Genomic DNA, 23,007 nt, shown 5'->3' on the forward strand with positions numbered 1-23,007 from the left:
AGGACCGTGAAACGACTCCACGCCGATGATAGTGCGGATTCCCGTGTGAAAGTAGGTAATCGTCAGGCTCCTTATGCCGTACGACAAAAACCCCACCCCGCAAAGGTGGGGTTTTTGCGTTGGGGCGCGCGATTTACCTCAACAAAATCCGTCCCGACACCATCCTCTCTCCGATGCGCGGTTTGAGTCGGTAGAATGGCGTCGAAAGGTTGTACCCATCATGCCGACCCATCCCGGAGCGCATATGAGAACGAGCCTGTTGATTGCCACGGTCAGCGCCGCCTTACTTTTCACGGCGTGCGGCAAAAAGAACGATGCAAGCGAGTCCAGCCTGGGCGACGCGATTTCCGCCGACATGAAAACGAACCGCGGCTTGCTATGCCTGAATCGAAGCGGACGCGGGCCGTACGCGTTTCCATCGCTTTATAGCAACCGGGATCTGAACGAGTATTCAGCCGCCGCGTTGCGCGAACAACTCGCCGCGCTCGAGAAAAGCGGGCTCATCGCCCGCGCGGCGCCTACATCGGCGAACGCCAATGCCAAGCAGAACGGCATCGCATATAGCTTGACCGGCGAAGGGCAGAAGTACGCGGTCGAAACGAACCGGCCCGCAGGCGATCCCAATGCGACGAGCGACCCACGCGCCTCGATGCTTTGCTACGCGCACGTCAAGCTCGACAAGGTCGTAAGCTGGACCGAGCCCGATCCGACCGCACATCGATCCGATGTCACCTATACCTACAAGCTCGAAAACGTAGCTCCCTGGGCCGACGATCGCGACATCAAGCGCGCCTTCCCCGATGTGAGCGCCTCCGACCGTGAAGCCGGCGAGACGAAGCTGCACATCATCCTGGAGCAGCGTGAAGACGGCTGGGTCCGAGTCGACTGAGGTCCATCGGCGCATGTCTGAACAGGTCTTCGATCCTTCCGCCGGTCCGCCGCGTATGTCCGACGTCGCGCGTCTCGCCGGCGTCTCGAAGATGACCGTATCGCGCGTGCTAGCCGGCCACAGCGTTGCGCACGCGACGCGCGAACGCGTGCAGAAAGCAATCGACGAACTCGGCTACGTTGCCGATGCCGCCGCCGGCGCGCTGTCGTCCGGGCGGTCGGAGTTTGTCGCCGTGCTGGTGCCATCGCTTGCGAGTTCCAATTTCTCAGACACCGTGCGCGGGCTTTCCGCCTCGCTCGAGCCGCACGGCCTGCAACTGCTGATCGGCGACACCGACTATCATCTGGATCGCGAGGAACGGCTCGTACGCTCGATGCTGCGTCATCAGCCGCGCTGCATCGCGTTGACGGGCTCGCGTCATACGGACGCGACGCGCACGCTGTTGCGTCGCTCGGGCGTGCCCGTCGTGGAGATGTGGGACGCGCCTTCCGATCCGATCGACGCCGCCGTCGGTTTCTCCAACGTCAGCGCGGCGCGCGAAATGGTGCGGTATCTGGCGGACAAGGGCTACGAACGCATCGGCTTTCTGGGCGGGGCAAGCGAGCTGGATCGACGCGGACTGGATCGGCTGAAGGGCTTTCGCGCGCAGATGAAGGCGCTCGGCCTCGATGACCGGCGCATGGTTCGTCTGGGCGATTCGCCCATCACGATGAGTCACGGCGGCCCCGCGATGGCCGCGCTCCTCGAATCCTGGCCCGACACGCAAGCCGTGATGTGCGTGAGCGACATGTCCGCGTTCGGCGCGATAATGGAATGTCACCGGCGCGGCCTCGTCGTCCCGGACGATATCGCCATCGCGGGCTTCGGCAATTTCGAAGTCGCCGCGTGCTGCACGCCATCGATCACGACGGTTTCCGTCGACGCATATGGCATCGGCGTGCGCACCGGCGAAACCTTGCTGGCGGCGCTGGAAGCGCGCGATCAGGGTATCGCCAGTCCGGCTGGCAAACGCGTACGTATCGCTTATTCCGTGGTGCCGCGCGAAAGCGCCTGAGCCGAAGCAATGCGGCGATTGCGTGCTAACATTGATTGAAATGTTACCGGTAACGCAAAACATCAGCACAGCGTCGAACGACTGTGAATGAATGGAGACACGCCCCATGACGCAACAGAATCCCAGACGTCTGCGCAGCCAGGAATGGTTCGACGATCCCTCGCACGCCGACATGACCGCGCTCTACGTTGAGCGCTTCATGAATTACGGACTGACGCGCGAGGAACTGCAGTCGGGTCGCCCGATCATCGGCATTGCGCAGACCGGCAGCGATCTCGCGCCGTGCAATCGCCATCACATCGAACTCGCCGCGCGCACGAAGGCAGGTATTCGCGATGCCGGCGGCATCCCGATGGAATTCCCCGTGCATCCGCTCGCGGAGCAGAGCCGCCGTCCGACCGCCGCGCTGGACCGCAATCTCGCCTATCTCGGTCTCGTCGAGATCCTGCACGGCTTTCCGCTCGATGGCGTCGTGCTGACCACCGGTTGCGACAAGACCACGCCCGCGTGTCTGATGGCGGCGGCGACGGTCGACATGCCCGCGATCGTCCTCTCGGGCGGCCCGATGCTCGACGGCTGGCACGAAGGAAAGCGCGTCGGCTCGGGCACGGTGATCTGGCACGCGCGCAATCTGCTCGCGGCGGGCGAGATCGATTACGAAGGCTTCATGCAATTGACGACCGCATCGTCGCCGTCGATCGGCCATTGCAACACGATGGGCACCGCGCTCTCGATGAACAGTCTGGCCGAAGCGCTCGGCATGTCCTTGCCGACGTGCGCGAGCATTCCCGCCGCGTATCGCGAGCGCGGGCAGATGGCGTATGCCACCGGCAAGCGCATCGTCGACATGGTGCGCGAGGACCTGAAGCCGTCGAAGATCATGACGCGCGAGGCGTTCATCAACGCGATCGTCGTTGCGTCCGCGCTGGGTGCATCGACGAATTGCCCGCCGCATCTGATCGCGATTGCTCGGCACATGGGGATCGAGCTGAGTCTCGATGACTGGCAGCGTCACGGCGAGCAAGTGCCGCTCATCGTGAACTGCATGCCGGCGGGGGAATATCTCGGCGAGAGCTTCCATCGTTCGGGCGGGGTGCCGGCGGTGATCCGGCAACTCGACGAAGCGGGGCTCATCGAGCGCGATTGTCTGACCGTATCGGGCCGCACGATCGGCGAGATCGCGAGCGATGCGCCCGCCGCCGACAACGAAGTCATCCGCACCGCCGCCGATCCGCTGAAACACGGCGCGGGCTTCATGGTCCTGTCCGGCAATTTCTTCGATAGCGCCATCATGAAGATGTCGGTGGTCGGCGACGCGTTCAGAAAGACCTATCTGAGCGAGCCGGGCGCGGAGAACGCGTTCGAAGCGCGCGCGATCGTCTTCGACGGTCCTGAGGATTACCACGCGCGCATCAACGATCCATCGCTCGACATCGACGAACACTGCATCCTCGTGATTCGCGGCTGTGGCACGGTGGGCTATCCGGGCAGCGCGGAAGTCGTGAACATGGCGCCGCCCGCCGAGCTGATCAAGCACGGCGTCGATTCGCTGCCCTGCATGGGCGATGGCCGCCAGAGCGGCACGTCCGCGAGCCCTTCGATTCTCAACATGTCGCCGGAAGCGGCGATCGGCGGCGGTCTCGCGCTGCTGCGCACGAACGACAGGATTCGCGTCGATCTGAACGCGCGCAGCGTGAACGTGCTGCTCGACGAAGCCGAGCTCGAAAGCCGCCGTGCGCAATCCGCCTTTGCCGCGCCGCTTGCGCAGACGCCGTGGCAGGAGTTGTATCGGCAGACGGTCGGGCAATTGTCGACGGGCGGATGTCTCGAACCCGCGACGCTGTATCTGAAGGTCATCGAAACGCGCGGCAATCCGCGCCACTCTCACTGAGCGAGCCGCCATGTCCTACGCCATCTATCCGAGTCTTGCGGACAAGCGTGTCGTCGTGACGGGCGGCGGCAGCGGCATCGGCGCGGCGATCGTCGAGGCATTCGCGAAGCAGGGCGCGCGCGTGTTGTTCATCGATGTCGCCGAGGCCGACTCGCGTCAGCTCGAACAGACGCTCGCCAACGAAAAGCACGCGCCGAAGTTTCTGCATTGCGATCTGCGCGATGCCGATGCCATCGACAAAGCCTTCGACGATATCGCCCGCGAAGCCGGTTCCATCGACGTGCTCGTCAACAACGCCGCGAGCGACGACCGTCATCAATGGGACAACGTGAGCGCCGCGTACTGGGACGAGCGCATGGCCGTGAACCTGCGGCATCAGTTCTTCTGCGCGCAGGCCGCGGCGAAACGCATGCGCTCGCAAAAACGCGGCGCGATCGTGAACATGGGTTCGATCTCATGGCATCTCGCGCTGCCGGATCTGACGCTCTATATGACCGCGAAGGCCGCGATCGAAGGGCTCACGCGCGGTCTCGCGCGGGAACTCGGCGAGCACGGCATTCGCGTGAACACGGTGATTCCGGGCGCCGTGCGCACGCCGCGTCAGATGAAGCTGTGGCAATCGCCCGAAAGCGAGGCGAAGCTGCTCGCGCAGCAATGCCTGCACGAGCGGATCGATCCGGAACACATCGCGCGCATGGTGCTGTTCCTCTCATCCGACGATGCGGCCCGCTGCACCGCGCGCGACTATTACGTCGATGCCGGATGGTTCGGAACGTAACGACGTAACGCGAACGTTACGTAGCACGCGTCAGATACGCGCATCGCGGCGCCGCGCCGGTTTGGGCGTCGCCTTGACGGCGGGCATCGTGCCGCTTTCGATGTAATGCTGCACGGCGTCGGCGGCTTCGTGATAGCCGCGTTCATCGAGCCAATGCCAGACCGCGGCGAGAAAGAGGCCGAGACTCGCATGCCCGCAATGGGCGATGACTTCGGCGATGCCTTCCGCGAGTGCTTCGTTGCGGCCTTCCGGGCGCATCGCGCTGGCGACGTGAGATGCCGCGCGAGAGACCAGCATCGCGTGCATCGTGTGCAATTGCGGGTTGAACGTGTTTATTGCGTTTCTTCTTTGACTGCCACTCATGACGCCCCCGTTTTTGACTTCGGCTCGATACGCGCCCGAATGCGAAATTCGCATCGAAAAAAGAGCACGCGCCGCGATTGTTTTCGAAAGCGCCTCGTCATGGCGCCGGGGCGACTGAACGCAAGAAGCGGGCCGGGTGCGGCGACGCGTCATGACTTATTCCGTGCGGCCTTGCGGGGCGCGGCACGGCGCGTGCTCGTCGACGACTCGGAGACCAGCGCGAGCCGCGAGTTCTCCATGCATTCCGTACAATCGGATGCCCACATGGCACCGCCTCGTTCAAAACATGCGTCTCATGTCTTCTTTTTCGGCCGATGCGCTCGTGCGGCATGCCCGCGCCATGCTCTGCACACTCGCGCTCCTGGCGGGCTGCTCGTCGGGCACGCCCGCGCGCAGCGAGGAAGCCGCGTCCGCACCCGAGTCGACGCAGCCGCAGCCGCTGCATCACGCGAAGCGCACGTCATCGGGCTATGAAAACAACTACGGACATCTGCCGCGCGAATCGTTTTTGAAGTGGCGCTGGGAGCGCTTCACGCAAGGCTTGCCGAAGCCGCCCGCGAACGGCTATCACTTCCCGATGGCGCATCCGGACATCGCGTGGCTCAAGGCGAACCGCACCGCCGACACGCTCACGTGGATCGGTCACGCAAGCGCGCTGCTGCAGATCGACGGCGTGAACATCCTCACCGATCCCGTGTTTTCCGAACGCGCGTCGCCGCTGTCGTTCGCGGGCCCGAAGCGCAAGACGCCGCCCGGTCTCACGCTCGACGAACTTCCGCATATCGACATCGTGCTGATCTCGCACAATCACTACGATCATCTCGACAAGCCGAGCGTCGAGGCGCTCAACCGCCAGGCAGGCGGGCCGCCGCGCTTTCTCGTGCCGCTCGGCATCAAACAGTGGATGAACGATATCGGCGTGACGAACGTAGAAGAGCTCGACTGGAGCGATGAGACCCACGCCGCCGGCCTCGATATCTGGTTCGTGCCGGCCCAGCACTGGTCCGCGCGCACCCCGTTCGATCGCGCGGAAACGCTGTGGGGCGGCTGGGTCGTGAAGACGCCGGCGGGCGCGGCGCATCCGTTTTCGTTTTACTTCGCGGGCGACACGGGCTACTCGCCGGACTTCCGCGATATCGGCGCGCGCTTCGGCGGATTCGATCTCGCGCTGATTCCGATCGGCGCCTACGATCCGCGCTGGTTCATGCATGCGCAGCACGTCGATCCGGAAGAAGCGGTGCGCATTTTCCGGGACGTTCACGCAAAAAAAGCGATCGGCGTCCACTGGGGCTCGTTCGAGCTGACCGACGAACCGCTCGACGAGCCGCCGCGCCGTCTCGCCGAAGCCGTGCGCCGCGCCGGCCTGCCCGCGGAAGCGTTCACCGTGCTGACACACGGCGAAATGATTCATCTCGACACGCCGAACTCAAGCGCCGCCACAATCGGCCGTTAATACGGACTGGCAGCGCGTCTCTCACGCGCAAGAATTCATCCTACAATTGAGACGTCTCGTCATCGAGGCGGGCTCGCGATTGCGCCGGCGCGGCAATCGTCGTTATCCACTGATAGGGCTCAAACGCGTGAAGCAACTGTCCATTCGGCATCGCATTCTGGCGAGCTTCGGCATCATCCTGACCTTGATGCTGATCATGGCCGCGCTCTCGTACACGCTGCTCGGCGGGATCGATCGCGAAGCGAAGAGCCTCGAAGACGATTCGATGCTCGGCTTTTCGCTCTCCAGCGACCTTCGCGCGGCGTGGTTCGAGAACTACACGATCACGCAGCGGCTCGTTTTCATCGACAGCGACGCGGAGCAGGTGCGCCGCGACACGCAGCGTCTCGCCGAAACGCGCGCGAGCATCGACAAGCTGATGGACACCTACGTGCCCACCATCTTCGAAGAAGAAGACCGCCGTCTCTTCAACGATTTCAAGCGTCAGCGCGACCTCTACATTCCGATCCAGGATCAGGCGCTGCGCGAGCTCGCGGGCTCGAAGGACGCGGCCGTCGCGACCTTCAACACGCGTCTCACGCCGGCGTGGGAAGCGGGACAGATCGCGGCGCGCGCGCTCGTCGATCACAACGAGACCTTCAACGCGAAATCGGTGGAAAGCATTCGCGGCTCGGTGCAGAAGTCGGAAGCGACGCTCATCGTCATCATGCTGATTGCGATCGCGGCGGCGGCGGTGCTCGGCTTCATGCTGATGAAGGCGCTGACGGTGCCGATGCTGCGCATGGTCGATGTCGTCGACAAGATGCGCACCGGCGACCTCACGCAGCGGCTCGCGCTCGCGCGCCGCGACGAATTCGGCACGCTGGAAGCGGGCTTCAACCGCATGACCGACGAACTCACGGGCCTCGTCGGCCAGGCTCAGAAATCGGCGGTGCAGGTGACGACGTCGGTATCGGAAATCGCCGCGACCGCGCGCGAACAGCAGGCCACCGCGAGCGAAACGGCTGCGACGACGACGGAAATCGGCGCGACGTCGCGAGAAATTTTCGCGACCGCGCGCGATCTCGTGCGCACGATGAACGAAGTGTCGGGCGTCGCGGAGCAATCGGCGGCGCTCGCGGGCACCGGTCAGGCGGGACTCACGCGCATGGAAGAAACCATGCGCCTCGTGATGGAAGCGGCGGGCTCGGTGAACAGCAAGCTCGCGATCCTCAACGAGAAGGCGGGCAACATCAATCAGGTGGTCGCGACCATCACGAAGGTCGCGGATCAGACCAATCTGCTTTCGCTGAACGCGGCGATCGAAGCGGAGAAGGCGGGCGAGTACGGGCGCGGCTTCGCGGTCGTCGCGACCGAGATTCGCCGTCTCGCCGATCAGACGGCGGTCGCCACGTTCGATATCGAGCAGATGGTGAAGGAGATTCAATCGGCCGTCGCCGCGGGCGTGATGGGCATGGACAAGTTCTCCGAGGAAGTGCGCCGCGGCATGCTCGACGTGCAGCAAGTAGGTGGACAGCTTTCGCAGATCATCCATCAGGTGCAGACGCTCGCGCCGCGCTTTTCGATGATCAACGAAGGCATGCAGACGCAGGCCACCGGCGCGGACCAGATTTCGCAGGCGCTCTCGCAGCTGTCCGAGGCCGCGCAGCAGACGGCGGAGTCGCTGCGCCAGTCGACGCAGGCGATCGATGACCTCACGCACGTCGCGAACGGCTTGCGCACGGGCGTGTCGCGCTTCAAGGTCGCCGCGTAACGGCGCGCCGCGATGCTCTTCGTCCAGTTCACGCTCGGCCCCGACCGCTATCTGCTCGACAGCGCGCAGATCGAACGCATGCTGCCGCTCGCGCCGCTGAAGTCGCTGCCGGGCGCGCCCGGGTGGGTCGCGGGCGTGCTCGACTACGAAGGCGCGAGCGTGCCCGTCATCGATATCGCCGCGCTCGCGCTTGCGCGTCCGTCGCAGGAACGGTTGTCGACGCGGCTCGCGCTCGTCGCGTATCCGCGCCGTGGCGGCGATGGCGCGAGCACGCATCATCGGCTCGGTCTGCTGCTCGAACAGGCGACGCGCACCGTCACGTTCGATGCCGCGTCGTTCACCGATGCCGGCATCGACACGCCGCACGCGCGCTATCTCGGCCCGCTTACGCGCGACGAGCAAGGCTTGTTGCAATGGGTGCGCATCGAGCATCTGTTGCCCGATGACGTACAGGCGCTGCTCTTCGCCGGGAGCGAAGCATGAGCGCGCTGCCCAGCGCCTTCGCCGGCGAGTCCTACGGCATCGGCCGCTTTATCGAGCTATTGCATCGGACGATCGGACTCGATGCCGAATCGATCGGCGCGAATGCCGTATCGCGCGCGGTGCACGAGCGTTACGACCTGTGGCGCGATGCGCAGGACGGCACGCTCGACGACTACTATCGCGCGGTAACGCAGGACAGCGCGCGCATGCAGGAACTGATCGAAGCGGTGGTCGTGCCGGAGACATGGTTCTTCCGCGATCCCGAAGCCTTCGCCGCGCTCGCGCGTCTTGCGCGCGTGCGTCTGCATGAGCGGCCCGCGAAACCGGTGCGCGTGTTGAGCGCGCCGTGCTCGACCGGCGAGGAAGCTTATACAGTGGCGATGGTCTTGATCGAAGCGGGCATTCCCGCCGAGCGCTTCACGATCGATGCGATCGATGTAAGCGAACGCGCGCTCACGATCGCACGCCGCGCGCATTACGGGCGCAACGCGTTTCGCGGACGCGCGCTCGATTTCCGCGACCGTCATTTCCGCGCAGCCGATGGCGGCTGGCAACTCGATCCCGCCGTCGCACAAAGCGTGCGCTTCTCGCAGGCGAATCTGCTGCAACTCGATACGCACGCATTCGAGCGCTTCGATTTCATTCTGTGCCGCAACGTGCTGATCTATTTCGATCGCGATACGCAATGCACCGTCTTGCGCGTCCTCGATGGCTTGCTCGCGCAAGGCGGCACGCTGTTCGTGGGCCCGGCGGAGACGGGCCTTCTGATGCGCGAAGGCATGAGTTCGGCGAACATTCCGCTCGCGTTCGCGTTCAATCGGCCCGTAAGAGAAAGCGCGAATGTCTTCAATGGCGCGTGGCCGGCTCCGCAGAACATCGCGAAGCCGTTGCCGTTGGTGAAGCCTGCGTTCGTGCTGCCTGCATGGGCGAGCGCGCCGCCCGTCGTTCGTGCGATGCCCGTTGCGAAGCTGCGCGAAGAAGCGCCCATCGAACCCGCGCCGCAAATGAATCTCGCACACGCGCGCGCACTCGCCGATGCCGGCCAGCTCGACGCAGCGGCGAGCGCCGCGCTCGCGTATCTGAATGCGCATCCATCGAATGCGGATGCGTACTATCTGCTCGGCGTGATCGCCGATGCGCGCGGCGAGCATCAGGCCTCGCGCGGGCATTATCGTCGCGCGCTGTATCTCGATCCCGCGCACCGCGAGGCGCTCACGCATCTGGCCGCGTGTCTCTCGCTCGACGGCGATGAAAGCGGCGCGCGTCTTCTGCTCGCACGCGCCGAGCGCGTCACCGGGAGCCCACGATGAACGCGCGGGACATGAACATCACGGTCGATATCGACGATTGCTGGAACCGCATCGGCGTGCGTGGCGATGCATCGTGCCCGAAGCTCGAACGCTACGTGCATTGCCGCAATTGCCCGATTCACGATGAAGCGGCGTCGCGCGTGCTCGATCGCGTGGAAGCGCGCACGTCGATTGTCGCTTCGTCGACTATCAGGCAGGGCGACAACGAAACCGGCACGCTGTCCTGCCTCGTGTTTCGCATCGGCGGCGAGTGGCTCGGCGTGCCGACGACCGTCTGCGCGCAAGTCGCGCAATTGCGTCCGGTGCATTCGCTGCCGCATCGGCGGCATCGTGCGGTGCTGGGCGTCGTGAACGTGCGCGGCAGGCTGACCGTATGTGCTTCGCTTGCGCGGCTCTTCGGCATCGAAGCCAACGAAAGCGCTGCAAAAAGCGTGTCGCTCGATGCGCGCGAGCTCGGGCGTCTCGTCGTCATGCAGTCCGGCAACGGCGAGCACGAAGGCCCGATCGCCTTTCCCGTCGATGCCGTCGACGGCGTGCATCGCTTCACGCACGCGCAGCTTCAGCCGGTTCCCGCGACGCTCGCGCAGCGGCTTTCGTCGCATGCGCATGCGGTCGCGGCGTTCAAGGACACGACCGTCGGTCTGCTCGATGCCGATCGTCTCATCGACAGCCTGAACCGGAGTCTCACATGACGAGCGTCGATCCGGGCCGCTCGTCGTTGCTCGAACTCTTTCAGGAAGAAGCGCGCGGGCAGGCGCAGATTCTCTCCGACGGCCTCATCGCGCTTGAGCGTGCGCCGCGCGATCCCGTCACGCTCGAAGCATGCATGCGTGCCGCGCATTCGCTGAAGGGCGCCGCGCGCGTGGTCGGCGTGCCGGTCGGCGTGACGCTCGCGCATGTGCTGGAGGATTGCTTCGTCGCGGCGCAGGACGGGCGCGTCGTGCTCGATGCGGGCTATATCGACATGTTGTTGCGCGGCGTCGATCTGATTGTGCAGATCGGCGAGGCGCGCGACGTCGATGCGCAAAGCACGCTCGAACACGAGGTCGATGCGTTCGTCGATGGCCTCAACGCGCGTATCGAAGGCAAGGCATTGCATGACGAACTCACGCTGACGAAGCCGCTGGACGAAGCGCCCGAACCGGTCCAGACGCCTTCGCGCACGAACGAAGCACGCATGTTGCGCATGCGCGCCGACACGCTCGATCGGCTGCTGAGTCATTCGGGCGAATCGCTCGTGGAATCACGCTGGCTGAAGCCGTTTTCGCAATCGATGCTGCGCGTGAAACGTATTCAGCACGACGCGAGCCGCGCGCTCGAACGTCTGCACGAAACGCTCACCGATACGCACGTCGCGCAACTCGATGCCCGCGCGCACGCCGCGCTCGACGAAGTGCGGCGTCTGACGGCGCAAGCGCATCGTCAATTGAGCGAGCGTCTGGCGGAACTGGAAAACTTCGATCGCCGTTCGACGCATCTCGCACAGCAGATCTACGACGAAGCGCTCGCGTGCCGCATGCGTCCTTTCGTCGATGCAACCGGCGGCTTCGCACGCATGGTGCGCGATGTCGCGCGCGGACTCGGCCGCGATGTGCGGCTCGTCATCGCGGGCGAGACGACGCAGGTCGATCGCGACATTCTCGATCTGCTCGACGCGCCGCTCGGCCATCTGCTGCGCAATGCGGTCGATCACGGCATCGAGGAACCGTCGCTCAGACGCGCGCTCGGCAAGCCGGAAACCGGCACGATCACGCTGGAGGCGCGCCATAGCGCGGGCGCGTTGTTCATCAGCGTGTCCGACGACGGCGCTGGCGTCGATCTCGATGCACTGCGCCGCGCGGTCGTGCGCAAGAACCTGGCGAGCGAAGACACCGCCACGCGTCTCACCGAAGCCGAGCTGCTCGAATTCCTCTTCCTGCCCGGCTTCTCGATGCGCGATGCCGTCACCGATGTCTCCGGCCGCGGCGTCGGCCTCGATGCGGTGCAGGACGTCGTGCGGCAAGTGCGCGGCAGCGTGCGCGTGACACAGGAAGCGCATACGGGCACGCGCTTCACGCTGCAACTGCCGCTGACGCTTTCGGTGATTCGCAGCCTGATCGTCGAAGTGGCGGGCGAACCGTACGGGCTGCCGCTCGCGCATGTCGCGCGCACGCTCTACTTGCCCGCGAGCGCCATCGACACGCTCGAAGGCCAGCAGCATTTTTCGTTCGATGGCAAGCGTATCGGCCTCGTCACCGCGCATCAGATTCTGGAGACCGCCGCGTTCGAAGCCGCGAGCGATGCGCTCAACGTCGTCGTGATCGGGCAGGGCGCGGCGAGTTACGGCATCGTCGTCGATCGCTTTCTCGGCGAGCGCATGCTCGTCGTGCAGCCGCTCGACAAACGCCTCGGCAAGGTGCGCAACATCGCGGCAGGCGCGCTGATGGAGAACGGCGATCCGCTGCTCATTGCCGATCTCGACGACTGGCTGCGTTCGGTGGAAAAGCTCGTCGGCAGCGGCGAACTCGGACGCGTCGGCGCGGGCGCGGCCCGGGCGAGCGTGGCGAGCGCGAAACGCGTGCTCGTCGTCGACGATTCGCTCACGGTGCGCGAGCTCGAACGCAAGCTGCTCGCGTCGCGCGGCTACGACGTGTCCGTCGCGGTCGACGGCATGGACGGCTGGAACGCGGTGCGCGGCGAGCGCTTCGATCTCGTCATCACCGATATCGACATGCCGCGTCTCGACGGCATCGAGCTCGTCACGCTCATCAAGCGGGATGCGCAGCTCTCCGCGTTGCCGGTGATGATCGTGTCGTACAAGGATCGTGCGGAAGATCGTCAGCGCGGCCTCGATGCCGGCGCGGACTACTACCTCGCGAAAGGCAGCTTTCACGATCAGGCGCTGATCGACGCGGTGCGTGATCTCATCGGCGAGGCGAACGCATGAAGATCGGCATTGCAAATGACGTACCGCTGGCCGTCGAAGCATTGCGGCGCGCGCTCGCGGCGCGGCCCGACTTCGAGATCGCGTGGGTCGCGCACGACGGTCAACAAGCCATCGACTATTGCGCGGCGCACACGCCCGATGTCGTGCTGATGGATCTCGTGATGCCGAACGTCGACGGCGTGCAGGCGTCGCGGACCATCATGGCGCGGTCGCCGTGCGCGATTCTCGTCGTTACCGTGGATGTCGGCGCGAACGCATGGCGCGTGTACGAAGCGATGGGCGCGGGCGCGCTCGATGCCGTCGACACGCCCGCGCTCGCCGGCGCCGATGCGCGTCGCGGCGCGGCGGCGCTGATCGCGAAGATCGATCAGATCGGCGCGCGGCTCGCATCGTCCTTCGTTTCGACCGCAGTGAAAAGCAGCGATCGTCTCGTCGCGATAGGCGCATCCGCCGGCGGCCCGGCCGCGCTCGCGACGCTGCTCGGCGCGCTGCCGAAGGACTTCGCGGCGGCGACCGTCATCGTCCAGCATGTGGATCGCGCATTCGCCGAAGGCATGGCGCAATGGCTCGACGCGCAATCGGCGCTGCGCGTGCGCGTCGCGCGCGAAGGCGACCGGCCCGTGCCCGGCGAAGTGCTGCTCGCCGCGACCAACGATCATCTCCATTTCGCCGATGCCGCGCGCCTCGGCTACACCGCGCATCCGCAGCAATTGCCGTATCGCCCGTCCGTCGATGTGTTCTTTCAGAGCGTGACCGAGCGATGGACCGGTCGCGCGATCGGCGTGCTGCTGACCGGCATGGGCCGCGATGGCGCCATCGGCTTGAAAGCGATGCGCGCGAAGGGTTATCACACGATCGCGCAGGACGAAGCGACGAGCGCGGTGTACGGCATGCCGAAGGCTGCGGCCGCGCTGAATGCGGCGGTGTCGATCCTGCCGCTGCCGCGCATCGCGGATGCGATCGCCACGGCATTCGACTGATACGGCAACGAACCCACCGAAACCGACAAGCACTCAACACAGGACACGTTCATGAAACTTCCTCACCCCGATCCGCTGGCCGAACGCGCGAAACGGGCCGCGCAGGCAGCCTCGGCGAGCGTCGAACGCGCGGGCTCGCGTGCGATGGCGGACGAGCGTGCCGTGTCCGATCTGCTCGCAGCCGCATTGAACGCGCCGCCCGCGGCCGAGTTGCCCGTGATGGTGCTGCTCGTGGACGATCAGGCGATCATCGCGGAGGCGCTGCGTCGCGCGCTTGCCGACGAGCCCAACGTCGACCTGCATTACTGCGCCAATCCGGAAGAAGCGCTGCGCATTGCGCAGGAAACGCGGCCGACGGTCATTCTGCAAGACCTCGTGATGCCCGGCGTCGATGGTCTGACGCTCGTGCGTCAATACCGCGAGCATCCGGCGACGCGCGATATCCCGATCATCGTGCTCTCGACGAAAGAAGAGCCGCGCATCAAGAGCGCGGCGTTTGCCGCGGGCGCGAACGATTACCTCGTGAAACTGCCCGATACGATCGAGCTCGTCGCGCGCGTGCGCTATCACTCGCGTTCGTATCAGAATCTGCTGCAACGCGACGAGGCGTATCGCGCGTTGCGTCAATCGCAACAGAAGCTGCTCGAAACGAATCTGGAATTGCAGCGGCTGACGCATTCGGACGGGCTGACGGGTTTGTCGAATCGTCGCCGTCTTGACGATTATCTGAATGCCGAATGGCGCCGCGCGGCACGCGAGCGTGCATCGATCGGCTTTCTGATGATCGATGTCGACAACTTCAAGTCGTACAACGATACCTACGGCCACGTCGCCGGCGACGATGTGCTGAAGCTCGTCGCGCACACGATCGAATCGAGTCTGAACAGTCCCGTCGATCTCGCGGCGCGCTTCGGCGGCGAGGAATTCGCGGTGGTGCTGGTGTCGACGTCGGCGCCGGGCTTGCGCTTGCTCGGCGAGAAGATCCGCATCGCGGTCGAGGCGCTCGACGTGCCGCATACGGGTTCGGCGAGCGGCCGCGTGACGATCAGCGTCGGCGGCGCGACACAGACGGTCATGCACGACGATGCATCGAAACAGCTGGTGGAAGCGGCGGATCTCGCGCTGTATCGCGCGAAGCGGGATGGAAGGAACCGGGTGATCATCACCTGATGAAAAAACGCGCGGCCTTCATCGAAGCCCGCGCGTTTGTCTTTATGGCGTGTGCCGCATGGACGGCGTCATCGCCTGAACACGCCGAGCAGCAGGGTCGCGAGAAAGATCACGATGAAGATGAAGAACAGGATCTTGGCGATTTCCGCCGCACCCGTTGCGATCCCCCCGAAGCCGAAGACCGCCGCGATGATCGCGATGATGAAAAAGATGGCAGCGTAACGGAGCATAGTGCCCTCCAGTGTTGGTCGTCGTGAGTCGTCGTTGATCGATAGACAGGCGGATCGATGCCGCCGCTTTCGCTCATCAGGTTCTTGCCGCGGATCCTTAAAGCAACGCACGTGCCCGGCGCGGCGTGCGTTCATGATGCAAAAACGCCGCAATGACGAAAGCGCATTGCGGCGTTGCGGATCGCGCTTGGCCTATGCGCGATGGGCCCGGCTGTCGAGGCTAACGGCCTTGTGTGCGATCGGAGTCGGTTTCATCGTCGTCGTCTTCATCGTCGACGCTGTTGAGCGCATCCGGCAGGTTGTTCTCCAGTTCATCGCGTTCGATCTGATCAGCTAGGTCGAGGGATTTGCGCGTGGCAGGACCGGACGGGCGATTGGCTCCAGACATGGCGTACTCCTTGAACAGATTTCAAAGCCGCGCCGACAATTCGGCGCGAACCAACGGACTAGCAAGGCTTGTACGCGCCGGGCTGAAAGTCCGCCTTAAAGGATCGCTTAAGGATCACTCGAGGATCGTTCGGGCGGCAAGATAAACAGACCGTGCTGACGGAAAAGAAACGCAGTCCCAATCTTGCAAGCGGGACGGCATATTTTGCGTGCCGGCGCGTAAGGTCAGTATGCACCGGGACGCGCGCCGAGGCAAAGAGCGCGCGCGCTTTTCAGTTACGCATTCCCGGTCCATGCGTCATGCGAAAAAATGGGCGACGATCGGATACAGCGACAGCACGAGCAACACGGCCATCGTGATGTTGAACATGCGCAGGCGGCGCGGATTCGCGAGAAAGCGCCGCAGCGACATGCCGAACGCAGCCCACATCGTGATGCACGGCAAGCCGATCACGACGAGCACCAGCGCCATCAGCGCCGCATTCAGCGAAAGACTCGTGTGCAGATGAATCGTGGTCGCGGCGGTGAGCACCATCATCCACGCTTTGGGATTGATCCACTGGAACGCGATGGCTTCGTGAAAGCGCATCGGGCGCGCTTGGCCGTCGCGCATCTGGACGGACGACGACGTGCCGATCTTCCACGCCAGATACAGCAGATACGCGACGCTGGCCGCTTCCAGCACGGTGTACAGGAACGGCAGGCGCTCGAACGCCTGCGCGAGCCCGAGACCGACCGCGATCATCAGAATCGCCATGCCCGCGCTGATGCCGAGGACGTGCGGCACGGTGCGCTTCAGGCCGAAGTTGACGCCCGAGGCGAGCAGCATCGTGTTATTGGGGCCGGGCGTGATGGTCGTCACCAGCGCGAACAGCGCGGCGGCGGGCAGGGCGTTCAGAAGTTCCGTGGGCATGGCGCGCTCCGGTAATGAAAAACTGGATGAGCGTCAAGTGTACGGAAGCTTTCCGGTACAGTACCGGTACAGATTGTCGGCTGATTTCCTATACGGTGTCCGGGCGCGACAGCTCGCCGCGCCCGTCCAACGCGCTTAAACGGGGAACGGATTGCGTTCCGCGAAGCCTTGCTGATGCCAGTACGGATACGCCGGCCGCACCGTGCTGGCCTCGTCGAGCTTCTTCACCTGCTCGGCCGTGAGGTTCCACCCGACCGCGCCGAGGTTCTGCCGCAGTTGCTCCTCGTTGCGCGCGCCGATCAGCACCGTCGCCACCGTCGGACGCTGGAGCAGCCAGTTCAGCGCGATCTGCGGCACGGTCTTGCCGGTTTCCTCGGCGATGGCATCGAGCGCATCGACGACGCGATACAGATAGTCGTCCGGCACCGGCGGACCCATGTCGGCGGTTTTGTGCAGGCGGCTCGTTTCCGGCAGCGGCTGGCCGCGGCGAATCTTGCCGGTGAGACGTCCCCAGCCGAGCGGACTCCATACGATCGCGCCGACGCCCTGATCCAGTCCGAGCGGCATCAGCTCCCATTCGTAATCGCGGCCGATCAGCGAGTAGTACGTCTGATTCGCGACATAGCGCGGATAACCGTAACGGTCGGCCACATCGAGCGATTTCTGCAAATGCCAGCCCGAAAAATTCGATACGCCCGTATAGCGGATCTTGCCCGCGCGCACGAGATCGTCGAGCGTGGAAAGCGTTTCTTCGACGGGCGTTTTCGCATCGAACGCATGCAACTGGAACACGTCGATGTAATCCGTCTGCAATCGTTCGAGCGCCGCGTTCACCGCCCGGACGAGATGAAAGCGCGACGAACCCACGGCGTTCGGATCGTCCTGATCGAAGCGGAACGTGGCCTTCGTCGAGACGATGACCTTGTCGCGCCGGCCCTTGAGTGCTTCGCCGAGTATCGATTCCGATGAACCGCGCGAGTAGATGTCGGCGGTGTCGAACATCGTGACGCCCGCATCGAGGCAAATGTCGACGAGCTTGCGCGCCTCGCTCACGTCGGTCTCGCCCCACGCCTGGAAAAATTCGCCCTTGCCGCCGAAAGTGCCGGTGCCGAAGCTCAATACGGGAACCTTGAAGCCCGAAGCACCGAGATGTCGATATTCCATTGCCTGTCCTCGTGGATGAAGTTCATCGACGAGACTACCGCAATGGCTCGACGCATGCAGCGTCAGCGCCGATAACCCTTCGCCGCGCGCTCGCCGAGCGAATCGTAGATCGGCGGCACGTGCAGGAGCATCGGCACGATCATCGCGGTGAAACAGGCGGTGAGCATCGGCAGAAGCAGGGTGAAGCTTGCCGTCATCTCCGTGACGAGCACGATGCCCGTGACCGGCGCGCGCACCACCGCGACGAAGAACGCCGCCATGCCGACCACCGCGAACGTGGCCGTGCCGCCGGTCGCGTCCGCCATGCCGGGGAACCAGTCGAGACACACGCGGCCGAACACGAGTCCGGCTTGCGCGCCGAGCGTGAGCATCGGCGCGAAGAGGCCGCCGGGCGTGCCCGCCGCGTACGACACGGGGCCGAGCACGAAGCGCACCGCGAACATCGCCATCACGCTCGCGACGGTGCCGGCGCCGAGGAGCGCGCGTTCGGTCAGCGCATCGCCGCCGCCGGCGAGATCGGGCGCGAACCACGCGAGCAGACCGACCGCCGCACCGATCGCCGCCGCGCGCGCCGTCGCACGTCTGACCGATGACGGCGGCGCGATCGATTCGGCGGCATCGAGCGTCCACAGAATGACGCGGCAATAGACCGCGCCGAGCAGTCCGAGCAACGCGCCGAACACGAGATGCGCGCCGGTCATTTCGAAGCCCGGAAACGGCTGCGCGGGCAGGTGAAAGTCGGGCAGATCGCCGTGCAGCAAACGCGCCATCGCGATTGCGCTCGCCGATGCGCCCAGCGCCGCCACTGCGGTGCGCGTATCGAAACGGCGCATCAGTTCTTCGAGCACGAAGACGGCGCCCGCGATCGGTGCGTTGAACGCCGTGGCAAGCCCCGCGCCCGCGCCGGCGGCGAGCAGCACGCGGCAATCGCCGATATTGCGCCTCAAACACGTGCCGATGGCATGCGCGATCGATGCGCCCATCTGCACGGTCGGACCTTCGCGGCCGAGCGCGAGTCCCGCACCGATGGCGAGCGCGCCGCCCACGAACTTGATCGGTATGAGCACGAGCGGCGCGGGCGGCACCTTGCCGTGCAGCACCGCTTCGACATGAGGAATGCCGCTGCCGCTCGCCATCGGGGCGAAGCGCGCGACGAGCCATGTGGCGAGCGCGGCCGCCGAAGCCGTCGCGAGGATGACGAGCACGATCGCCGCTTCGTGGCCCGCATGCGCCCACGCGATGAACGCGTTGCGCCAGGCATCGCCGCGTTCGAGCGCGAAGCGAAACATCACGCCGATCGCGCCCGTCGCCGCACCCACGACCACCGACGCCGCCGCGAGCGGAACGAGTCCTGCGCGTTCGTCGTTGTCGATGTTCACTTCGGTGACTTCGTTATCGTTCATCGCGCATGTCGCTCCGCAATCGGCATGTGCAATGAAGGGTATCACCGCGCGGCGCGGCGGGCATGGTGCTTGCAAAACGAAAGTCATTTCGCCGCGAATTGCATGGAGCGGCACACAGAGGCACATGAATCACGCAAACGACGAACCGTTTTTCCAGCCAGGACGCAATTGCGCGAGCGTGCGTCGTGCGGAGCGCTTCAGTCTGCTCATCGACGGCGCGGATTATTTCCGCGTGCTGCGCGAGGCGCTCACGCGCGCGGAGCGCACGGTGTTCATCCTCGGCTGGGATATCGACAGCCGCATGAAGCTCACGCCCGGCGGCGCGGACGATGGCTATCCCGAAGCGCTCGGCGACTTTTTGCATGCGCTTGCCGGCGACAAGCGGCGTCTGCGAATCTACATTCTCGCGTGGGATTTCGCGATGCTCTATGCCTTCGAGCGCGAATGGCTTCCGGTCTACAAGATGGGCTGGCGCACGCATCGGCGCATCGCGTTTCAGATGGACGGAAAGCATCCGCTCGGCGGCTCGCAGCATCAGAAGCTCGTCGTGATCGATGACCGGCTCGCGTTCGTCGGCGGACTCGATCTCACGCGCTCGCGCTGGGACACGACCGCGCACGCGCCCGACGAGCCGTTGCGCCGCGATGCGAACGGCGCGGCGTATCAGCCGTTCCACGACGTCCACACGATGTTCGATGGCGACGCCGCCCGCGAAATCGGCCTGCTCGCGCGCGAACGATGGGCGCGCGCATGCGGCAAGCGCCTCGCGATCCGCTCGCATCGCGCGGCGCTTCGCCAAGATCCGTGGCCGCCGTCTCGCCGTGTCGATCTGGAAGATGTCGATGTCGCCATTTCGCTCACCGAGCCCGATTATCTCGGGCGCGAACCGGTGCGGCAGATTCGCACGCAGTATCTCGACGCCATCGCGCGGGCGCGGCGCAGCATCTATATCGAGAATCAGTACTTCACGTCGGGGACGATCGGCGCCGCGCTCGCTGAATCGCTTGCGCGCGAGGACGGTCCCGATCTCGCGATCGTCGCGCCGCGCAATCAGAGCGGCTGGCTTCAGGAAGTGACGATGGGCGTGCTGCGCGCGCGCCTGCACACGCTTCTGAAGAACGCCGACACGCACGGACGTTATCGGCTGCTGTGCCCGAGCGTGCCAAATCTCGGCGATGAAATCGTCAACGTGCACAGCAAGCTGATGATCGTCGACGACGCATTGCTGATCGTCGGTTCGGCCAATCTGAACAATCGCTCGATGGTGCTCGACAGCGAATGCAACGTGTCGATCGACGCGGGCGCCGACACGCGTATCCGCCGCGCGATTGCGACGATGCGCGACACGCTGCTCGCGGAGCATCTCGGCTGCGAGATCGCGGATGTCGTGCGCGAACGACAGGCGCGCAACGGCATGAACGCCGCGATTCAGGCACTCTCGCGCGATCGCGATGAATATCGCACGATGGTGCCGCTCGATCCGCAAGTGTCGACGGAACTCGATCAGCTGATTCCGCCCGAAGCGCTGATCGATCCCGAAACGCCGATCGCCGCGGATGAACTCGTCGATCAGTTCGTGCCCGCGGAAAAGACGCGCCCGCTCATCGGCCGCTTCGCGCTGCTCGGCATGTTCGCGCTGATGATCGTGGTCGTCGCCGGTCTGTGGCACTGGACGCCGCTCGGCGATTTCGTGAACCTGAAGGCGCTCACGAACGCGACGCGGCATATCGATTCGCTGCCGCTCGCGCCGCTTTGGATCGTTCTTTGTTATGTGATCGCGGCGGTCGTCGCGGTGCCGATCACGGTGCTCATCGCGACGACGGGCATCGTCTTCGGCGCGTCGTGGGGCGGCGCGTATGCGTTCATCGGCACGATGATCGCCGCGGCCATGTCCTATTCGCTCGGCAACTGGCTCGGCCGCGACGCGGTGCGCAAAGTCGCGGGCGCGCGCGTGAACCGGCTGTCCGAACGCGTGGCGAAGCGCGGCATCGTCGCGGTCGTCGTGTTGCGGCTTTTGCCCGTTGCACCGTTCGCGATCGTCAATCTGGTGGCGGGCGCTTCGCATATCCGCATGCGCGACTTCATGATCGGCACGATGCTCGGCATGGGCCCCGGTATCGTGCTGACGGTCGCGTTCGCGCATCAGCTCGTCGCGTCGCTGCATCGGCCGACGGTCGGCTCGTTCGCGGTGCTGATCGGCATCGGCGCGGCGCTGATCGGCGTGTCGCTGCTGTTGCAGCGCTTTCTCGGCGGCAAGCAGCAGCACGCGCACGAAGGTGCGCCGAGCGATGCCGACAAATCCCGCGCAAGCGACGAAGCGAAGCGCGCGAGCGAACTGCGCGAAAACGGCACGCTGCCGCGCGAGACGTCGACGAAAAACGAGCGCCCGGACGAGGTCAACTCATGACGCCGATGCACGAGAACGAGACCGTCATCGAACGCAAAGACATGGACGAAGCCCGCGCGCGCGAGCTGCGTATCGCGACCTACAACCTGCATGGCGCGATAGGAATCGACGGCAAGTTCGCGCCGGAGCGTATCGGCGAAGTGCTCGCCGAAATCGATGCGGACATTTTCGCGCTGCAGGAAGTGCCGCTCGGCGGCAGCGGCTCGCCCGATGTGCTCGACGTGCTGCAACGCATGACGAATCTGCATGCCGTAGCCGGCCCGACGCTCGACACGCCCGCGCGCCGCTACGGCAATGCGGTGCTCACGCGCTATCCGGTGCGCGCGGTGCGCACGCTCGATCTCTCGTTCAGGAGCCGCGAGCCGCGCGGCGCGCTCGATGCCGATATCGACTGCGGCGGCGAAGTATGGCGCGTGGTCGCGACGCATCTCGGTCTTGCATCGAGCGAAAGGCGCGCGCAAGTGGAGCAAGTGCTGCAAAGCTTCGATACGCCCGCGCTGCCCGTGATCCTGCTCGGCGATCTGAACGAGTGGTTCGTCTATGGCCGCACCTTGCGTCGGCTCGTCACGCGCTTTCATCGCGCGAGCGCATTGCGCACGTTTCCGACGCGCTATCCGCTCTTCGCGCTCGATCGCATCTGGGTGCATCCGGGCGAGCGTCTCATGCGTGTCGATGTGCATCGCACCCGACTTTCGCGCATCGCTTCCGATCACTATCCGCTCATCGCGCATATCGCGCATCGTGCGTGTGCATCGTCGATGCAGCGATAAAACGCATGACGTATGCGACGTAAACGCATCGAAGAACATCGCCGACGATGCCTTCATGCGTCACGTGTCAGCGCGACGCCACGAAAAACCCCTATAAAAACGATATAAAAGCGCAAAAGACTCGCACGAACTCGCCTGGCCTATGTAGAATCCGGCGTGATACGAACGCATCGGTGCGAACGTATTCGAATATCACTGACCAAAAAACAGGTAGGAGAAACATGCCGACTTCCGCTAAAACCGCTGCCAAGAAAGCCCCGGCCAAGAAGGCCACGGCGAAGACCGCTGCCGCACCGGTGAAGAAAGCAGCAGCACCGAAGGTTGCCGCGAAGAAAGTAGCCGCGAAGAAGACCACGAGCGGCGCTCCCTCGCCGGTCAAGGACACGTTCACGAAGGCATCGCTCGCGACGCATCTCGCAGAGCGCGCCGCTGTCGACGTGAAGGCGGTCAAGGCCGTGATGGTCGCGCTGGAAGACACCATCCTCGGTTCCATCCACAAGAAGGGCGCTGGCGAATTCACGCTGTCGGGTCTGCTGAAGATCTCCGCGCAAGCCGTGCCGGCGAAGAAGAAGCGCTTCGGCAAGGACCCGTTCACGGGTGAAGAGCGCTGGTTCCCGGCCAAGCCGGCAAGCGTTCGCATCAAGGCGCGCGCGCTGAAGAAGCTGAAGGACGCAGCGGCTTAA

The 23,007-nt window shown here is 64.7% G+C and carries 21 protein-coding genes; 15 read left to right on the forward strand and 6 right to left on the reverse strand.

Features of this window, described 5'->3' with window-relative positions; all coding sequences use genetic code 11:
- Nucleotides 1-73: 73 nt before the first annotated feature.
- The 4 genes from AWB76_RS30685 to xylB all read left to right on the forward strand — a co-directional run bounded on the left by AWB76_RS30685 (nt 74) and on the right by xylB (nt 4,612).
- Nucleotides 74-889: an SEN1982 family lipoprotein gene (locus AWB76_RS30685; protein WP_244173505.1), complete on the forward strand. Its 816-nt coding sequence runs from the start codon at nt 74-76 to the stop codon at nt 887-889.
- A 13-nt stretch (nt 890-902) separates the two neighbouring features.
- Nucleotides 903-1,943 carry a LacI family DNA-binding transcriptional regulator gene (locus tag AWB76_RS30690; protein ID WP_208606631.1) on the forward strand — a complete coding sequence of 347 codons (1,041 nt, stop codon included), beginning with the start codon at nt 903-905 and terminating at the stop codon, nt 1,941-1,943.
- Nucleotides 1,944-2,049: 106 nt separating this feature from the next.
- Nucleotides 2,050-3,834, forward strand: coding sequence for an IlvD/Edd family dehydratase (locus AWB76_RS30695; RefSeq protein WP_061163871.1), 1,785 nt, complete (start codon nt 2,050-2,052; stop codon nt 3,832-3,834).
- Between the two features lie 10 nt (nt 3,835-3,844).
- The gene (gene xylB / locus AWB76_RS30700; protein ID WP_061163872.1) at nt 3,845-4,612 is read left to right on the forward strand and encodes a D-xylose 1-dehydrogenase; all 768 of its coding nucleotides are present in this window, start codon (nt 3,845-3,847) and stop codon (nt 4,610-4,612) included.
- A 30-nt stretch (nt 4,613-4,642) separates the two neighbouring features.
- On the opposite strand, the gene AWB76_RS30705 is transcribed toward xylB, so the two are convergent.
- Entirely contained in the window at nt 4,643-4,975 is a 333-nt protein-coding gene (locus AWB76_RS30705) for a hypothetical protein (protein ID WP_061163952.1), read from the reverse strand.
- Nucleotides 4,976-5,261: 286 nt separating this feature from the next.
- On the opposite strand from AWB76_RS30705, the gene AWB76_RS30710 reads away from it, so the two are divergent.
- From AWB76_RS30710 to AWB76_RS30745, 8 genes are all read left to right on the forward strand, one after another.
- A complete protein-coding gene (locus AWB76_RS30710) occupies nt 5,262-6,428 on the forward strand; it encodes an MBL fold metallo-hydrolase (protein WP_082864565.1) in 1,167 nt (388 codons plus the stop codon).
- A 127-nt stretch (nt 6,429-6,555) separates the two neighbouring features.
- Nucleotides 6,556-8,181: a methyl-accepting chemotaxis protein gene (locus AWB76_RS30715; RefSeq protein WP_061163954.1), complete on the forward strand. Its 1,626-nt coding sequence runs from the start codon at nt 6,556-6,558 to the stop codon at nt 8,179-8,181.
- A gap of 12 nt (nt 8,182-8,193) precedes the next feature.
- Complete coding sequence (locus AWB76_RS30720; RefSeq protein ID WP_061163873.1) at nt 8,194-8,664, forward strand: chemotaxis protein CheW; 471 nt, start codon at nt 8,194-8,196, stop codon at nt 8,662-8,664.
- Nucleotides 8,661-9,974, forward strand: a complete 1,314-nt coding sequence (locus AWB76_RS30725; protein ID WP_061163874.1) for a CheR family methyltransferase — start codon at nt 8,661-8,663, stop codon at nt 9,972-9,974. The genes AWB76_RS30720 and AWB76_RS30725 overlap by 4 nt, the downstream gene beginning before the upstream one ends.
- A complete protein-coding gene (locus AWB76_RS30730; RefSeq protein WP_061163875.1) occupies nt 9,971-10,666 on the forward strand; it encodes a chemotaxis protein CheW in 696 nt (231 codons plus the stop codon). Before AWB76_RS30725 ends, AWB76_RS30730 begins: the two co-directional genes overlap by 4 nt.
- Nucleotides 10,663-12,900, forward strand: coding sequence for a hybrid sensor histidine kinase/response regulator (locus AWB76_RS30735; RefSeq protein WP_061163876.1), 2,238 nt, complete (start codon nt 10,663-10,665; stop codon nt 12,898-12,900). Before AWB76_RS30730 ends, AWB76_RS30735 begins: the two co-directional genes overlap by 4 nt.
- A complete protein-coding gene (locus AWB76_RS30740) occupies nt 12,897-13,880 on the forward strand; it encodes a chemotaxis response regulator protein-glutamate methylesterase (RefSeq protein WP_061163877.1) in 984 nt (327 codons plus the stop codon). The genes AWB76_RS30735 and AWB76_RS30740 overlap by 4 nt, the downstream gene beginning before the upstream one ends.
- A gap of 51 nt (nt 13,881-13,931) precedes the next feature.
- Nucleotides 13,932-15,050, forward strand: a complete 1,119-nt coding sequence (locus AWB76_RS30745) for a diguanylate cyclase (RefSeq protein ID WP_279616465.1) — start codon at nt 13,932-13,934, stop codon at nt 15,048-15,050.
- Nucleotides 15,051-15,118: 68 nt separating this feature from the next.
- Here the strand turns inward: AWB76_RS30745 and AWB76_RS38790 are convergent, their stop codons facing one another.
- The 5 genes from AWB76_RS38790 to clcA form a co-directional block, all read right to left on the reverse strand.
- A complete protein-coding gene (locus tag AWB76_RS38790) occupies nt 15,119-15,280 on the reverse strand; it encodes a DUF1328 family protein (protein WP_044042785.1) in 162 nt (53 codons plus the stop codon).
- Nucleotides 15,281-15,500: 220 nt separating this feature from the next.
- Nucleotides 15,501-15,668, reverse strand: a complete 168-nt coding sequence (locus AWB76_RS41210; RefSeq protein WP_157696244.1) for a hypothetical protein — start codon at nt 15,666-15,668, stop codon at nt 15,501-15,503.
- Between the two features lie 297 nt (nt 15,669-15,965).
- Complete coding sequence (locus tag AWB76_RS30750; protein WP_061163878.1) at nt 15,966-16,580, reverse strand: LysE family translocator; 615 nt, start codon at nt 16,578-16,580, stop codon at nt 15,966-15,968.
- Between the two features lie 135 nt (nt 16,581-16,715).
- Nucleotides 16,716-17,744, reverse strand: coding sequence for an aldo/keto reductase (locus tag AWB76_RS30755; protein ID WP_061163879.1), 1,029 nt, complete (start codon nt 17,742-17,744; stop codon nt 16,716-16,718).
- Between the two features lie 62 nt (nt 17,745-17,806).
- Nucleotides 17,807-19,147, reverse strand: a complete 1,341-nt coding sequence (gene clcA / locus AWB76_RS30760) for a H(+)/Cl(-) exchange transporter ClcA (RefSeq protein ID WP_061163880.1) — start codon at nt 19,145-19,147, stop codon at nt 17,807-17,809.
- Between the two features lie 124 nt (nt 19,148-19,271).
- On the opposite strand from clcA, the gene AWB76_RS30765 reads away from it, so the two are divergent.
- From AWB76_RS30765 to AWB76_RS30775, 3 genes are all read left to right on the forward strand, one after another.
- Nucleotides 19,272-21,554, forward strand: a complete 2,283-nt coding sequence (locus tag AWB76_RS30765) for a VTT domain-containing protein (RefSeq protein WP_061163881.1) — start codon at nt 19,272-19,274, stop codon at nt 21,552-21,554.
- Nucleotides 21,551-22,324, forward strand: a complete 774-nt coding sequence (locus AWB76_RS30770) for an endonuclease/exonuclease/phosphatase family protein (RefSeq protein ID WP_061163882.1) — start codon at nt 21,551-21,553, stop codon at nt 22,322-22,324. The genes AWB76_RS30765 and AWB76_RS30770 overlap by 4 nt, the downstream gene beginning before the upstream one ends.
- 221 nt (nt 22,325-22,545) lie before the next feature.
- Nucleotides 22,546-23,007, forward strand: coding sequence for an HU family DNA-binding protein (locus tag AWB76_RS30775; protein WP_061163883.1), 462 nt, complete (start codon nt 22,546-22,548; stop codon nt 23,005-23,007).

The sequence above is a fragment of the Caballeronia temeraria genome (assembly GCF_001544795.2).
Classification (GTDB): Bacteria; Pseudomonadota; Gammaproteobacteria; order Burkholderiales; family Burkholderiaceae; genus Caballeronia; species Caballeronia temeraria.